The sequence below is a fragment of the Paenibacillus aestuarii genome (genome assembly GCF_027789125.1).
GTDB lineage: Bacteria > Bacillota > Bacilli > Paenibacillales > NBRC-103111 > Paenibacillus_E > Paenibacillus_E aestuarii.
The window spans coordinates 54,687-69,308 of record NZ_JAQFVF010000009.1 but is presented as its reverse complement, the minus strand read 5'-3'; the positions used below and the strand labels follow the sequence as shown (position 1 = coordinate 69,308).

11 protein-coding genes are annotated in these 14,622 nt (G+C 51.5%); 4 read left to right on the top strand and 7 right to left on the bottom strand.

Annotation, left to right across the window (positions count from 1 at the left end):
- Nucleotides 1-5: 5 nt before the first annotated feature.
- From O9139_RS02280 to O9139_RS02260, 5 genes are all read right to left on the bottom strand, one after another.
- A complete protein-coding gene (locus O9139_RS02280) occupies nt 6-881 on the bottom strand; it encodes a carbohydrate ABC transporter permease (protein WP_270877830.1) in 876 nt (291 codons plus the stop codon).
- Between the two features lie 12 nt (nt 882-893).
- Entirely contained in the window at nt 894-1,811 is a 918-nt protein-coding gene (locus tag O9139_RS02275; protein ID WP_270877829.1) for an ABC transporter permease, read from the bottom strand.
- A gap of 25 nt (nt 1,812-1,836) precedes the next feature.
- Entirely contained in the window at nt 1,837-3,471 is a 1,635-nt protein-coding gene (locus O9139_RS02270) for a type 2 periplasmic-binding domain-containing protein (protein ID WP_270877828.1), read from the bottom strand.
- A 225-nt stretch (nt 3,472-3,696) separates the two neighbouring features.
- The gene (locus O9139_RS02265) at nt 3,697-5,997 is read right to left on the bottom strand and encodes an AraC family transcriptional regulator (protein WP_270877869.1); all 2,301 of its coding nucleotides are present in this window, start codon (nt 5,995-5,997) and stop codon (nt 3,697-3,699) included.
- A gap of 638 nt (nt 5,998-6,635) precedes the next feature.
- Nucleotides 6,636-7,340, bottom strand: coding sequence for an ArsR/SmtB family transcription factor (locus O9139_RS02260; RefSeq protein WP_270877868.1), 705 nt, complete (start codon nt 7,338-7,340; stop codon nt 6,636-6,638).
- A 219-nt stretch (nt 7,341-7,559) separates the two neighbouring features.
- Here O9139_RS02260 and O9139_RS02255 point away from each other — a divergent pair, with 219 nt between their 5' ends.
- Both O9139_RS02255 and O9139_RS02250 read left to right on the top strand, forming a co-directional pair.
- Nucleotides 7,560-8,462: a DMT family transporter gene (locus tag O9139_RS02255; RefSeq protein WP_270877827.1), complete on the top strand. Its 903-nt coding sequence runs from the start codon at nt 7,560-7,562 to the stop codon at nt 8,460-8,462.
- Nucleotides 8,463-8,621: 159 nt separating this feature from the next.
- Nucleotides 8,622-9,080 (top strand): hypothetical protein, encoded by a 459-nt coding sequence (locus O9139_RS02250; RefSeq protein ID WP_270877826.1) that lies wholly within the window; start codon nt 8,622-8,624, stop codon nt 9,078-9,080.
- A 104-nt stretch (nt 9,081-9,184) separates the two neighbouring features.
- Here O9139_RS02250 and O9139_RS02245 read toward each other — a convergent pair whose 3' ends face one another.
- The gene (locus O9139_RS02245) at nt 9,185-9,973 is read right to left on the bottom strand and encodes a sugar phosphate isomerase/epimerase family protein (protein WP_270877825.1); all 789 of its coding nucleotides are present in this window, start codon (nt 9,971-9,973) and stop codon (nt 9,185-9,187) included.
- Between the two features lie 261 nt (nt 9,974-10,234).
- Between O9139_RS02245 and O9139_RS02240 the strand changes: the two genes are divergently transcribed.
- Nucleotides 10,235-11,083: a nicotianamine synthase family protein gene (locus O9139_RS02240; protein ID WP_270877824.1), complete on the top strand. Its 849-nt coding sequence runs from the start codon at nt 10,235-10,237 to the stop codon at nt 11,081-11,083.
- 204 nt (nt 11,084-11,287) lie between these two features.
- Here the strand turns inward: O9139_RS02240 and O9139_RS02235 are convergent, their stop codons facing one another.
- Entirely contained in the window at nt 11,288-13,159 is a 1,872-nt protein-coding gene (locus O9139_RS02235) for an SgrR family transcriptional regulator (RefSeq protein ID WP_270877823.1), read from the bottom strand.
- A gap of 157 nt (nt 13,160-13,316) precedes the next feature.
- On the opposite strand from O9139_RS02235, the gene O9139_RS02230 reads away from it, so the two are divergent.
- The gene (locus tag O9139_RS02230) at nt 13,317-14,570 is read left to right on the top strand and encodes an MDR family MFS transporter (RefSeq protein ID WP_270877822.1); all 1,254 of its coding nucleotides are present in this window, start codon (nt 13,317-13,319) and stop codon (nt 14,568-14,570) included.
- Nucleotides 14,571-14,622: the final 52 nt, after the last annotated feature.

Here is a 14,622-nt window from a genome sequence, read left to right as displayed (position 1 = left end):
GGCATTCACTCCTTAATGGCCCCGATCATGACGCCTTTGACGAAATATTTTTGCAGAAAAGGATACAAACAGATGATGGGCAGTGAAGAGATGATAATCGCCGCATATTTGATCGTTTCCCCGATTGCGTATTTGTCGTCGCTGGCTGCGCTCGTCATCATAGCGTCCGTGTTGTTGGCGATCAGGATTTCCCTGAGCACGAGCTGCAGCGGATACCATTCCCGATTGCGCAGGTAAACCAGCGCGCTGAAATAAGAGTTCCAGTGCCCCACCGCATACCACAAAATCATGACGGCAATGACCGGCATCGATAGCGGGATGATGATCCGGAACAAAATCGTCCAGTCACTGGCTCCGTCCATACGCGCAGACTCCTCTAAACTGACCGGAATACCCTGAAAAGAAGTGCGCATGATAATCATATTAAACGTATTGATCGCGCCGGGAATGAGCAAGGCCCAGATCGTGTTCATCATCCCGAGATCGTTTACCAGAAGAAACGAAGGAATAAGCCCGCCATGGAAAACCATCGTAATCACGATGAAAAACATGATGATGTGCTTAAAATACAGATTTGGACGCGATAGGACATAGGCGCCGATCGCCGTCATAAGCAGGTTAATTGTCGTCCCTAAGATCACGTATAAGAGCGTGTTTTCATACCCTTTCATGATCATCGGGTTGCTGAACACCGCCTTATATGCGCCGAGATCAAAGCCTGAGGGCCGGAACATGACCCCCCTGTGCTGCAGCAAAGAAGTAGCCTCGCTGAAGGAGGCGAACAGGACATACAGGAACGGATATAGCGTGACCGCACAAAGGCCGATCATCAGCAAGGCATTGAAATATCCGAATAGTTGCTCCCCGGTCGTTGGTTTCATGATTGGATCTCCTTACCAAAGTTTGTTCTCGCTGATCCGCTTGACGAAGCTGTTGGCGGCAACAATCAGAATAAAGCTGATGACGGAGTTGAACAGTCCGACCGCTGCGGTAAAGCTGTAGCTGGCCTCCAGCACGCCTTTGCGGTAGACGTAGGTCGAGATAACGTCCGACGTCTCATACGTCAGCGGATTGTACAGCAGCAGCACTTTTTCACTGCCGACCGTCAGCATGTTGCCCATATTCAAAATGAACAAAATGACAATCGTCGGCATAATGCCGGGGATGGTAATGTGCAGAACCTGCTGGAAGCGGTTCGCGCCGTCCATGCGGGCGGCTTCGTATAAGGTCGGGTCGATCGTCGCCATGGCGGCCAGATATACGATGGAACCCCAGCCGATGCCCTGCCAAATGCCGGAAGAGACGAACAGGAAGCGGAACCAGCCCTCCTCCTTCAGGAAGTCGATCGGCTCAACGCCGAAAGACCCGAGGATTTGGTTAATCAGGCCGGAACGGCTTAAGAAGTCGACCATCATGCCGGCCACAATGACGATCGAAATGAAATGCGGCAAATAAGATATCGTTTGTACGACCCGCTTGAACGCGCTTTGTCGGATCTCATTCAGCAGCAGCGCCAAAATAATCGCAGCGGGAAACCCGAACAGCAGATCGTACACATTGATGAGAATCGTGTTCTTGATCAAGCGCCAGAAATAAATGCCGTTAAAGAAGCTCTCAAAATGCTTAAAGCCGACCCACGAGCTGCCCCAGATGCCTTTAGCCGGTGAAAAGTCTTTAAAGGCGATCTGCAGCCCATACATCGGGCCGTAATGAAAGATCGCATAATAGGCAATAACGGGAAGCGCCATGACATACACAGCCCAATGCCTCTTCAAGTCGGAGCGAATCGTTGACCAGGTGCTCTGTGTCATTCGTATCCCCTAACCTTTCCTGCTGTTAGCGTTTGTTGAAACGTGCCAGTGCCGCTTGTTGGATGTTCAAGGCGTCGTCGATGCCCATACTTTGAATTTTCTTCACATACTTATCGAAGTTATCGATCGGCTCCACGCCCATAATAAATTTGAGCAGCATTTCATCGCGATACGTCTGGATGTCTGTCATGATCGAGGCGAACTTGCTGCTCTCGTCCTTCGTTGGCGTAATGAGCGGCAATTTACGTTCCAGCGTCGGCGCCGACCATACTTGCAGCGCTTCTTTTTGTGCTGGATAGACCAGGTACTGCAGCTGGAAATTGTCACTCAGCACGAATGGTGCACTCCAAGTCGCTCGGTTGTATTTGGCCAGTGACTGCTGAACGCTGACACCTGCCGGCGGGTTCAAAATTTCCGGTAAAAACGTCGGCTTGCCGTTTTCCATTTTATAGCTGACGCCTTCTATGCCATAGTTGAATAAGAGGTCGCCCTTTTCCCCGTAAGCATAATCGAGCCATTTGACCGTCTCAATCGGGTTCTTGTCACTCGTTGAAATGGCGGCCCCGAAGCCGTTGGAAGCGAAGTCTTTTTGCCCCCAAATCGCTTTATCTCCCGCTTTCAATACCGGATAAGGTGCGGCGACGAGCTTGAAATTAGGGTCTTTGTCCTTCATTAAGCCTGCGTATTTACCGATACCGCCGCCATTGAAAAATACGGATGAGCCAAGCTGATTGGTCGTCATCTTGTTATCGAACATTTTGTCGTTCGGCGCTGCAAAATCTTTATCCAGCAAACCTTCCTTGTACCATTTGTTCATCGTGATAAGAAAATCTTTATATTCCGGCTGAATCGGCCCGAACTTCACTTTACCGCCGTCCTGATAGAAACTGTAGTTGATGCCCCAAGCCCCGAGGAAAGGCGCGTCCGTATTGATCAAATCCTTATCGATGTAAAAAGGAATTTCATCCGCCTTGCCGTTGCCGTTCGGATCTTTCTCTTTAAACGCTTTCAAGACGGTGTACCACTCGTCGATCGTCGTCGGCATCTTCAAACCGAGCTTATCCAGCCAATCTTGACGGATACCGGGCCCAAAGAACACGCGAACCTTATCGTCTCCGCGCAGGAACGGGAACATATACATACTGCCTTCATCGGTAGTCACCTGCTTTTTCCAGTCAGGGTGATCGGCCAGCAGTTTTTTCAAATTTGGCGCGTATTGATCAATCAAATCGTTCAGCTTAATGATTTTATTGTCCTGAATCGCTTTTTCCGGTCCTCCGGGATACCCCGTCGTCCAGCTAGTTTCAATAACATCCGGCAGCTGGCTGGAGGCGAGCATTAAGTTAAACTGTTCTTTGGCCTGCTGGACATCGAGGGGCGGATGCTGAAATTCAACCTTGACACCGGTAATCTTCTCAAGCTCCTTATACATGCCCATCTCTGCAAATGTCTTCATTTGCGCTGAGGCTGCTGCGTGGTTCGCCACCCAATATGTCATATTTGTCAGCTTTGGCGGTTCAGTAGCTTGATTCGCTTGCGGTGCAGACGTTGAGCCGGTCTGGCCGGAGCTGCTTGCGCTTTGACCGCTGCATGCCGATACGTACACGGTGAGTATGGAAATGATCATGAATGAGCTTGCTTGTTTCAATGTCTTTTTCATGAATCTTGCCTCCCTTTAATTGTCATTACACGATCCGGTGTGAAGCCTGGCGTGTCGTGCCGGCTCATGACCCAAGTGTAGCCCCCCGTTTATGCCTCTGCCTACTTTCTCCTTTTCACTTCCGCTGTCTTTTTGTAACATTTTCACGCTGCCTAAAAATAAATCAGTCCCCATTAAACAGGATCAGTTGACGTTAAACAAAAGGACAGCCATGGCGGCTGCCCTTTATGCACTAGAGCCGGTCCTGTCCGATATCATCGTTTCACGGAATTTCCCTGGCGTAATGCCCTCGATTTTTTTGAACGCGCGAATGAACACGACGTCATTATTGTAGCCAACCGTCTGCGCGATCTGGGCGATCGTCAGCTCTTTCGTGGCCATCAACCGCTTGGCTTGTTCCACCCTTTTATGCGTAATGTAATCCACGAGGTTCTGGCCCTGATTTTTCTTAAAGAAGGTCGATATGTATGGCGGTGTCATCTGAAAACGTTCGGCAACGAGCGCTAGCCCGAGATTGGAATCGCCGAGTTTGCGGTGCACGAGCTCGATAATTTCCTGCAGCAGCTGCGTGCTGTGGTCGGAGCGCTCGGCACTGAGCGATCGCGTCAGCGTTTCGTACAGCTCCTTCGTCTTCTGCTGCATGCCGTCAGCTGTCGGATAGCTGAACACTGCTTTGATCGGATCGAAGTCCGCGCCCAGCACTTCACTCTGGCTCGTGTTCGTTGCGTTAACAATCTTGAGGAACGTGCTCGTCACGTTAAAAAACAGGCAACGTCCTAATTCCGGCGTAATATGACTGGAGTCAAAATTCATCGAATAAATTTTATCGAGCAGCTTACCGACATTGTCGATGTCCCCGCTGCGCACAAAATTGATGAGCTGAATCTCCACTTCCAGCGGATAATAGTAATGCTGCTTGGCATCGGCAATATCCTGAAAATGGATGATCGCATGTTTCCCCATCGTCAGCCTGTACTCAAGTGCCGCCAACGCTTCCGGATACGCGTCACGAATCGCCTTGGACCCCTTATGAATGCTGCTGACGGCCAAGGTCACGCCGATGCGGAACCGCTCTGAGAGGAGGCTGTACAGCGATTGAGCGATCTCCCTGATATCGGACTCCGCAAGCGTCTCCCGGCTCTCCGTCAAATTGAGCAGCAGCGCAAGCCGGTCCCGGTCCAGCTCGACGGCAAATCCTTGATGATAGATGCCCATCAGATCAATCCCGATATTCGATACGATAAATCTTGCATGCGCCCACTGCTGCTCATCTTCCCCCGTAATGGGAAGCATGTCCTCGATCTTGACCAAGATGACGGCAAATTGATCGCTTGTAAATTTAAGATCCATAAACCGCAGCGATTCTTCACTCCCCGCAGATACATTGACATCCATATGGCCGTTTAAAAGACGGGTCAAATAGTTAGCCCGGATGAAAGGAATCTGCTGCTTGAGCGTACTGCGTAAATGTTGCTCTTCGTGGATCGATCCTTCGATCGTTTGTCTGATGAACTCGTATTCGTTCGATAAAGGACGCTTGATCATCTCTTTTCCGTTCATAATCGCGCGCACCGTTTTCTGCAGAGGCTTGTAAGTACGGTGAACACCAATGCTAACAGCCGTCAGTCCTGCGACCAGGCATAGGATGAACAGCCCCAGCGACCAGTGCTGGATTTGATTCACTTGCTGCATGAAGACATTGCTCGGCATGATCGAGACGTACTTCCAGCCTGCCTTCTGCGAAGGGGTTACCGATACGACCTGATCCACGCCCATTAGCCGGTAGTCGAACGGTTCCTGCTCCTCTTGCAGCCGCCCCAGCAAGTCGGATGGAAAAGGCTGCTCACTGTTGCTCATGATCGTGTTCCCGGCATCATCGATGATGTACACCGCGCTATGGCTCGCCGACTCCAGCTGGGCAAACAACGCCTTGACATAATCGACGTCAATCAAAATAACAATGCTGCCCAAATGTTCAGATTGCGAATGGATCGGCAGCGATTGGATGTACGTAATGACCTTTTTCTCCGTTTGCTCCATGCTAAGTGTGGCGACCGGCAAATAGGACATCTTGTGCTCCTGCTCCAGCAGCTTGCGCCACTGCTCATAGGGCATATCCTTAAATGCGTAGTAGATGGAATAGAATTTCTGTGAATCCGTCAGCAAATCCGGCCTGACAATCGTATCGCTGGCGGCGAAGTATACGTAATAATCGAATATGAAATTGCTGGTCAAGTTCCGGTACTTGCCGAGCTTATCCCGCATGAATTCAACAAATTGGTATTTGTCGGTGTCACTGGAGCGGACCGGAATCTTCAGCATGTAATCCATCTTCGGGTCAAAAGCGACCTGCCGCATCAAGTTATCGACTTCCGTTAATTTGTTGTCGAGCGACAGCTTCAACTGCTCCAGCAGCGCCGCATTGGAACGAATCGTGCTTTGTTCCAGGCTTTGTTCCACTTTGGCGTACAAAAACACGCCCATGGCAAGCGGGATCAACAGCACGAACAAGCTGGAGACAATCATCGTCAAAAGCGCGCTCTTACGACTGGCAATCAGACGTGAAATCAGCGGAATTTTCAGAGCAAGTCACACCCATCTCATTGAAGTTATAAAAAATTATAACTGTGCCTTTCCTCGTGTGGCAATACCCTAAATCGGTGCAGACGTCCTGGAGCGGCTTCATTTCCTGCAGCAATAAAACAAATCAGTCCTGTATAAAAATAATCAGTGAACATGAATAAGACCCTTGGCGCACCAAGGGTCCACGGGTCTGACCGGATCATGACATCATGTCATTACCAAGCGAATGTCATGGTGATGATCACCAAGAGAATGAAAAGCACCAGCACGGCTGCTGCATTTCTACCGCCGCCTACGACTGTTTCTGTTGCTGCAACTCCCATTTAGCTCACCTCTTTATTCTTCATTCTTCATTCTTCATCCGAACCTAAGCTCTAGAACGTCTGTAGCGCAGTTCATTAGATCGCGAATGTTGTCAAAACGATAACAAGCAAAATAAAAAGAACCAAGACGATAGCTGCCGAATTTCCTACGAAATTGCTCATCGTGATTACCTCCTTGTGTTCTCAACTGTGGTGACTATATACTGTACGAATTTATGCCCGTAAATGCTTGGACGCTTTCCCTAGTTTTTTACATGCCTATAAATTTGCAAAGGCGGAGGCGGACAGGCCGAACTCTCTGTGAAGGCCTTGAATGCCCTCTTCAGTCACACGAATCGCCCGACCGTTAGGTCTTCTTTCGATCCATTTCAGCTCGAACATCCGCATCGCCAGCGCTGCCCCCAGACTGCCCGCCAAATGATGACGGCGCTCGCTCCAATCGAGGCACTGGCGGGCATAATGCCGGCGTTTCTTCGGATCGGCGTGCACGTCCATTCCCCAGCTCCGCAACTTCGCTTCGCCCTGCGGGCTTAAAACATAGTCCTGGCCGGATGGCTCCAGATAGCGCAGCTCAAGCAGTCGATCTGTCAGCGCTACGCCAACTTTGCCGGCCAGATGGTCATAGCACGTACGCGCATGGCGCAGATGCTGCAGCTCATCCGATTCGCGCAGCGAGCGTACGGGCTTAGGAGGCGCAATCGCCAGCAGCGATTCGAGTGCGTGCGCAACTTCCGGGGCGGCCAAGCGAAAATATTTGTGCCGCCCATATTTTTCCTGCGCCAGCAGGCCGCCCTCGACCAGCTTCGCCAAGTGTGCGCTGGCCGTCTGCGGCGATACGCGGGCTGCATGCGCCAAATCGCTGGCAGGCAGCGCTTTGCCGCCAAGCAGGCCCATCAGCATCGCCAGCCTCGACGGATCGCCCATCAAGGCAGCTATGGCGGAGACGTTCGGGTTTATTTCCATCATGATCCCTTCCCTTCATACAATCATTATTCGTCGTACATCGAAGTATGATTATGGTACCATAACGATTGCCCAATACAAAATACGCCTATCTCCAGCATAAGCGCTTTTTAAGCCGCGTCGGCGATCGGCGTAATTTTGGAAATTCGGCTGGTTTTTGATTACAATATCAAATGTCAGGGAATGATCCCGGCATAACAGGGGAGAGAAGGCAATCATATGGCACGTTTACTTTTTTTGGCGTTATTCGTCTTAAGCTTGATTTGGGGAGGCTCGTTTTTCTTCATCAAGCAATTGCTGCGCGATTTTGGTCCATGGACGATCGCCTTCCTCAGATCCAGCTTCGGGTTGATCACGATTACAGTGATTATGCTCGTGCTGCGCAAGCCTTTCGAGCTTCGCAAAATCCAGTGGATGCCGATGGCCATCATGGCTTTAGTAAATACGGCTATTCCTTGGGCTTTAATCGGATTTAGTGAGACAAAATTAACGAGCGGCATGGCTTCGATTCTCAATGCCACAACGCCGCTTTGGACGATTGTCGTAGGCGCGCTCGTGTTTAAAACCGCGACCAACCGGATGCAGTGGATCGGCATGGGGGTCGCTTTTCTCGGGTTGATCATTTTATTGGATATCAACCCTCATTCGATCATCTCCGTCGACGTGCTCGGATTTCTCAGCATGATGGCCGCCACGTTGTGCTATGCGTTCGGTTCCCAATTGTCACGGCGGCTGAAAGAGGTCTCCATGTACCAGATTACGTTCGGCACCCTGCTTTCCGCGATGCTGGGAAGCGGCGCCGTTGCGTTCAACGTCGAGCCTGTGTCATTACAGCACCTCGCCTCGTTCGCCAATATGGCGATGGTGATCGGGCTTGGCGTATTTGGCTCCGGCATCGCCTATATTCTTTTTTATTTTATGGTGCAAAAAGGAAGCCCGCAGTTTGCTACGATGGTCACCTACCTCGTTCCGGCGACTGCGCTCATCTGGGGCAGCACGCTGCTGAACGAGCCCTTGCATTGGAGCTTATTAGCCGGCCTAGCTTTCATCTTAGGCGGGGTCTTTCTGACCACTCGCAAGCCCGCCCAGCGCACCGCTGCCGTCCTGAAGGAAGCCGAGTAAATTATAGCTTACAAGCAACTCAAGACCATGGACCCACCCCTTCGGCAACTTGCCGGAACGACTGGGTTCATGGTCGTATTTATGTCTATTTGAGTCAAAAATAGCGAATTGCACACGAACCTTATTATATAGAATTATGTTAATTGAAGGAGTTCGATTATGAAGAACAAACTGGCATCCATGTTAAACTGGGACAAACTTAGCGATCAGCTTGAAATCTATTTGGAAGCGGCTCTTTTCAAATGGAAAAAACGATTAAATCCGGTAACGAATCGAATCGGTTTTGGCATTTATTTTTACAAAAATATTACGATCAATCTCAATCGATTGAATAAAGAAATTCTCGACATCGCAGAGGACAGCACAGCTATTGCGCAATTCAGCAAGTCGGCGTTCCCCAGCTTCATCTCTGTCGTCGACGGCATTAATGCAACGACGATGTTTTCGAACTTGCCCAATCATGTCGTGCAGCAGATTACGTCACTGATCAGCAAGCTCCCGGGCTATCAAGCCCTGCAGTCCATCTCCCGTAAGTACGGGTACCGCTGTGAGCTGCACTATAATCAGGGAAGAATCTTTTTCGGCTCGCTGCAGATTCATTTTGAAAAGATTGCCTAGCGGAGCGGCTGCTACTCGGGCAGGACGGCGCCGATCGCAAGCGGCTTTTGGTGGGGGATAGCGGAAAGACTTTTCCGCTATCTTCTTTTTTTTGGCCACGTCACCTACGCCTCCGCGCTCCCCCCGCCAAATGTCCGCCGCATAAAAGCCAAGCTCACCGGCATCTCCACATCTGGCTCGCGCACCGTGCATTCCGCGGAAATCATGCCTTCATAGCCCGCTGCCCGCAGCGCAGGAACAAACTGCTCATACGGATACTGCCCCGTTCCCGGCGAAAACCGCCCTGTATCGGCAATATGGATATGCTGCAACCAAATCTTGTTGTCAATCAGCGTTTGCAGCGGCTCTCCTTCTTCATCCATATGATAAAAGTCCGCCAGCACCCGAATGTTCGGATGATTGACCATTTGCGCCAACCTGACTGCTTCCGACACACTGTTAATGATATTGGACTCCTTCTTATTCAGCGGTTCAATGACCAGTTTCGCTCCGGTCCCTACGAACGCCTCGCCAATCTGCTCCAGCAGCTGCAGGATTTGCTCCTCTGCACGGGACATTTCCCAGCCCTCCGGGCAATTCCGCGATCTTCCACTCCCGAGAACAACCGTCTCAGCGCCGATCTGATGGATAGCCTTAGCCGCCTTATGGACATATCGCCGCACACGCTCGTCATCGACGTCCGGCCCCACCACCTTGAGATCCCCCGGAAAAAATATATTAAACGCACGCACAGGGATCGGGCTGTTCACATACAAAGGGAGCTTCTCAGCAAACTCCCCATCATTCTCCAAGTTTAATGAAGCTAACGCACATTCAATGTAATCGAACCCCATCTGTTTCAGAGCCTCTGCCCGCTCAATCCCGCTGCACCATCCGAACGCATACATGTCCATCCATTCCTCTCGCGCATTTTTTTTCATCCAAGAGTATGTTCAAACACAAGCTAGTCACTCCAAATGTAACCGATTTCAGCAAGAGCAGGCAAGCACCATTTACCAGAATTCCTAGTGCATAAATACGAATTTTCGCCACCCGCACCACGGATACCGCAACCGGGTTTCACACGACGGCCATTTCAGCTCGACTAATTGAAGCAGCTTCCGAATATAATGGGGAACACATGCCGGATAAGCGGATGAAAGGAGGCACTAACCATGGATTCATATCATCTACAAACTTCAGATCAGCTTTTGACAGCTCGCGCTTTAGCACTCATCGAATTGATTCAAGACGCACACGCCACACTGCAGCGGGAAACCGACTTAACACCTGCGAACACTACAGTCACAGATACGATCGCCCATTTATTAAATCGAATTCGCGAGTCCTACACGACGGATGAGATTCAGAGTGTTTTGGACAATGAAGCCATTAAGGATATCCAAGGCGAGCTGTTAGCCAAATTGGCGGAAGCCGAGTATCAGGTCGAGTTATTCGAATCCGAACGCTACAGCAGCTTAATACCAATCACCGTAACAGACCTAGAGCAATTCAAAAACTGGAATAATTATGTAAATCTGATTGAACGGGAATTGGCCCATCTTCCCCATGAACTTCAGCACGCATCACCGATTGTGTTCATCGGCAGCGGTCCCCTGCCCTTAAGCGCCATACTCATCTCGCAAAAAATGCAGGTAAAAGTGATTGGTGTCGATACGAATCCCGAAGCCTGTGCAAGCGCACAGCTATTGCTGCAGCGCCTAGGCTTGGACGATCGGATCACCATAGTCCACGGGAACGGAACCACCTTCGACTATGCGAAGTATCCGCTTATTTTTATCGCCAGCCTTGTTACGAACAAGCCCGAAGTGTTCGAACAAATTCAGCGGACGAACCCGGATGCGATCGTCGTTGTCCGTTCGGTCGAAGGCATGCGGCAACTGGCCTATGTAAAGGTACCTGAAGAGGAGATTTCCGCATCCGGCTGGAGCCTCTTCTCCAAAGCGATGCCCACCGCTGCCAAAGTCATCAACTCAACTTTGTTTTACCGGTATCACGCTTAGCAAAGACATAAAGCTGGCGGCAGCGCACAGCCTTCGCGCCGACCGACGCCTCCACGTGCACGATCCTGCAAAAATTGGCAGGATTTTTTGAGCAAAACGGCCTAACCGGACACTTATCCTACATTTCTGGAAGGATAATTTCCCCGGTTAGGCCGTTTTTCCCACCCCGCTAACCGACACCGCCACATGCGCACGCTTACGCACTCAAGCCCGCTCAGCCGCCGACCGCTCATTCGGCGCGAACCAAATCTTATGAAAATCCAGCCACCCCGAAGGATTAATGGTCACACCGCGAACCGATTTATGGTGCGAGATGTTGCTCTTCTTTTGAACCAGATAGAGCACGGCGTACGAATCCCGAATCCGCTCCTCTAATTTCGCAAGCCGGTGCTGGCGCGCCCGCTCGGTAGGCTCACGGAACAAAGCCTCCGTTTCCTCTCTGACAGCAGCCGTCATTTGCACATCGAAGGCGGATAGAAAGTAATTGTTTTGCAAATACATTTCCAATTCGCAAATTTCTTCCTGGCTGTACACGTTGCCGTACAACTGCCCGTCATACTGCTGCATAGCCAGGTGATCCGCCATATCCCCCAAATGCTTGACCTCCACCGCCACATCTACGCCAAAAATCCGGCAGCGCTCCCGAATCCACAGCGCGTCCGCCTCGTGGTAAGAGGTCGTCGCCAGGCGGAACGACTCGCCTTGATAGCCGCTTTCCCGTAAGTGAGCATGAATTTCCTCAGGGCTCATACGGTCAAGGTAGTGCGTGCCGCCAGGCTGCGGGTTGGGGCGGAAGCCCTGCGCCGGATAAATCCGGTCGCCGCCCAGCTCATCAATCATCCGCTGCCGGTCAATGATCGCATGCAAGGCTTGGCGGAAGGCGAATTGACGCTGCGGCCCTTGTTTCTTTTGATTAAAAACGAGCAACGTACAGCAGGCGTACAGCGTCTCTACGTTGCACCACTGCGCATCGTAACCGCCCTGGACCGCATGGCGCGCCTGGGTCACATCCACATCGGGCTCGTCTTGAAGCGATCCCCCGCTCGAACTCCTAACAGACGTCCAATCCGGCTCCCGCAAGCGGCCGGCTTCCGACTCGGGGAAGATCAGCACCTCGACGCGATCTAATTGCGGCCTGCCTTGGAAATGCCCCGTAAATGCCTCTAACACGCAGATCCCCTCATCTAGCCGGATCATCTGAAACCGCCCTGTGCCGACAGGTTTACCCGCAAACGCCTCCCCATGCTCCCGCACCACATCCTCGGGAACGATGCTCGCAGGAAGGGTGGCCAGCAAGCGCAAAAATAAATAGTTCGGCTTGCAAAGCCGAATGTGCACAGTCCGCTGATCCCAAGCTGCGATCCACTCAATATCCCGGAACATCCAGCTGGACTCGAAGCGCTCCGGTTGAAGCCGCAGCCGGTTCAGCGAGAACACGACATCTTGAGCGGTCAATTCCCGGCCGTGATGGAACATCACGCTTTTTTTCAAATAAAAAAACCATTCCCGGCCATCCGGACTGTTTTCCCAGGAATGAGCAATGCAAGGGACCACCTTGCCGCTTTCATGCTCATAGTGGACTAGCGTATCGAACATCTGTCCGGCGATATGCGCATCGAACGTATAGTACACCAGCGCAGGATCCAGTGTCACAATTGTCCGGTACACGGGAAAGCGCAGCGTATCGTACAGCTTATCGGAGACCGTCTCCGTAGAGATGCCCATTCCTTCGGACAGCCAATTCCTGAACTGGTCTTTAACCGCAGCGCCCCCGAACCGGTTCATCAATTCCATCGCTTCTTTGACATTCCCCTGCTCCATCTTGTCTTGCGCCTCACGTAGCAGCAGTTCATCCGCGTCCTTCAACAATGTCAGGACAGACGTATTTCCGCGTCCCCGGCCGGCCTGCCACTCAATCCACCCTAGTTCTGACAGCTTGCGCACGATCAGTTTGACGTATCGGGGTGAACAAAACCATATTTTGGAAAGACCATCAACAGTTACAGGAAAGGGTCTCCCTGCTTCTTGGTCCCGATAATGAAACTTTAGCTCTAAAAAATGCAGTACAACCGCCATTTCGCTCCTCCTTCGATAAAAGGTGAACAGTTTAAAGCTAATCATACTCTTTTTATCCCTTTTCGGATAGCTATACTAAAAGCATATCGAGCCGTGCATTCAACCTGATCGGAACCGATCACATCGTTATTACGCCTTATGCTTAGGGGGACCTGAAATGAACAAATCTTGGAGAAACATGTTGGCTTTACCGCAATTTCATCCTGTCGCCTGGGGGGTCATCATCGGGACCTTCCTCGCCCGCACTGGATTTTTTATGACACTGCCTTTCTTGGGTATCTACTTAGGAAAAGGCAAAGGCATCGATCCCGCGCTCGTCGGCGCTATTCTAGCAGCCAGCTTACTGGCGGGAACGCTCAGCAGCTTTGTCGGCGGCGCTCTCTCCGACCGGTACGGGCGCTTTCCGGTGATGGTGACCGCGATGGCCGCCTGGAGCCTCGTGCTCATCGGCTTCGCATTCGCGGACGACGTATGGCTCTTCTTTCTGCTAAGCGCCATGAATGGGCTGTGCCGCAGCGTCTTTGAGCCGGCGGCGCGGGCCTTATTGGCGGATGTAACGCCTGCCGAGCGCCGCACCTCCGCTTTTAACGCACGCTACTTCGCCATCAACGTCGGCGGGGCCATCGGCCCTTTGGCAGGATTGAAGCTTGGCGCCGGGAGCGCTTATCCGATCCTGCCTTTTGTGAGCAGCGCAGCGATCTTTTTCATCTACGCTCTCGTTCTCGTCATCTTCATGTTCGCCTTCAAGCAGCAAGTTCAGGAGAAGTCCGAAGCCGTCCCGATGAAAATGATGTTCCGCATCGTGTTTACGGATCGCGTCTTTCTTTATTTCCTGCTGGGCAACGTGTTCGTCGCCGGTGCTTATTCGCATCTCGATACGACGTTATCGCAGTATATCGGACACGATCGGATTGAATCGTACTCGTTTCTATTTGTGATCAACACCTTGTCCGTGCTGGTGCTGCAATACCCGCTTGCCAAGCTGATGAAGCGTTACCCGCCGCTTACAGCCTTGAAAGCCGGCTGCCTGCTGTTCGGCTTAGGGCTGTTCGGCTTCGGCATCTTCGATCATATGGCAGGATTGGCGTTAGCGATGGTGGTGTTTACGATCGGCGAGATTCTGTGCTTCGTCATCGGTGATGTGCTCATCGGGGACATCTCGCCAGCCCATCTGCGAGGAGCTTATTATGGCGCGAGCGGATTCGCCTTTATCGGGCAAAGCGCTTGCGCCTGGATCGGCGGCATCCTGCTGAAGTTACTCGGCTTTGACCAAGGTCCACTGCTGTTCACGATTCTCATGCTGCTCGCTTTCGCCGCCTTGCCGTTCTTTCACCAAGGGCAGCTGCTGCGCGAACAGCGCATCCTTCCTGAACACGCACCTGGAAAAAAAATCTTGGCTCACAAAGCTTAATCTGCATGCATGTGTCCATTCTTGGGTAACCTATGTCCAAATTGTTATTGGA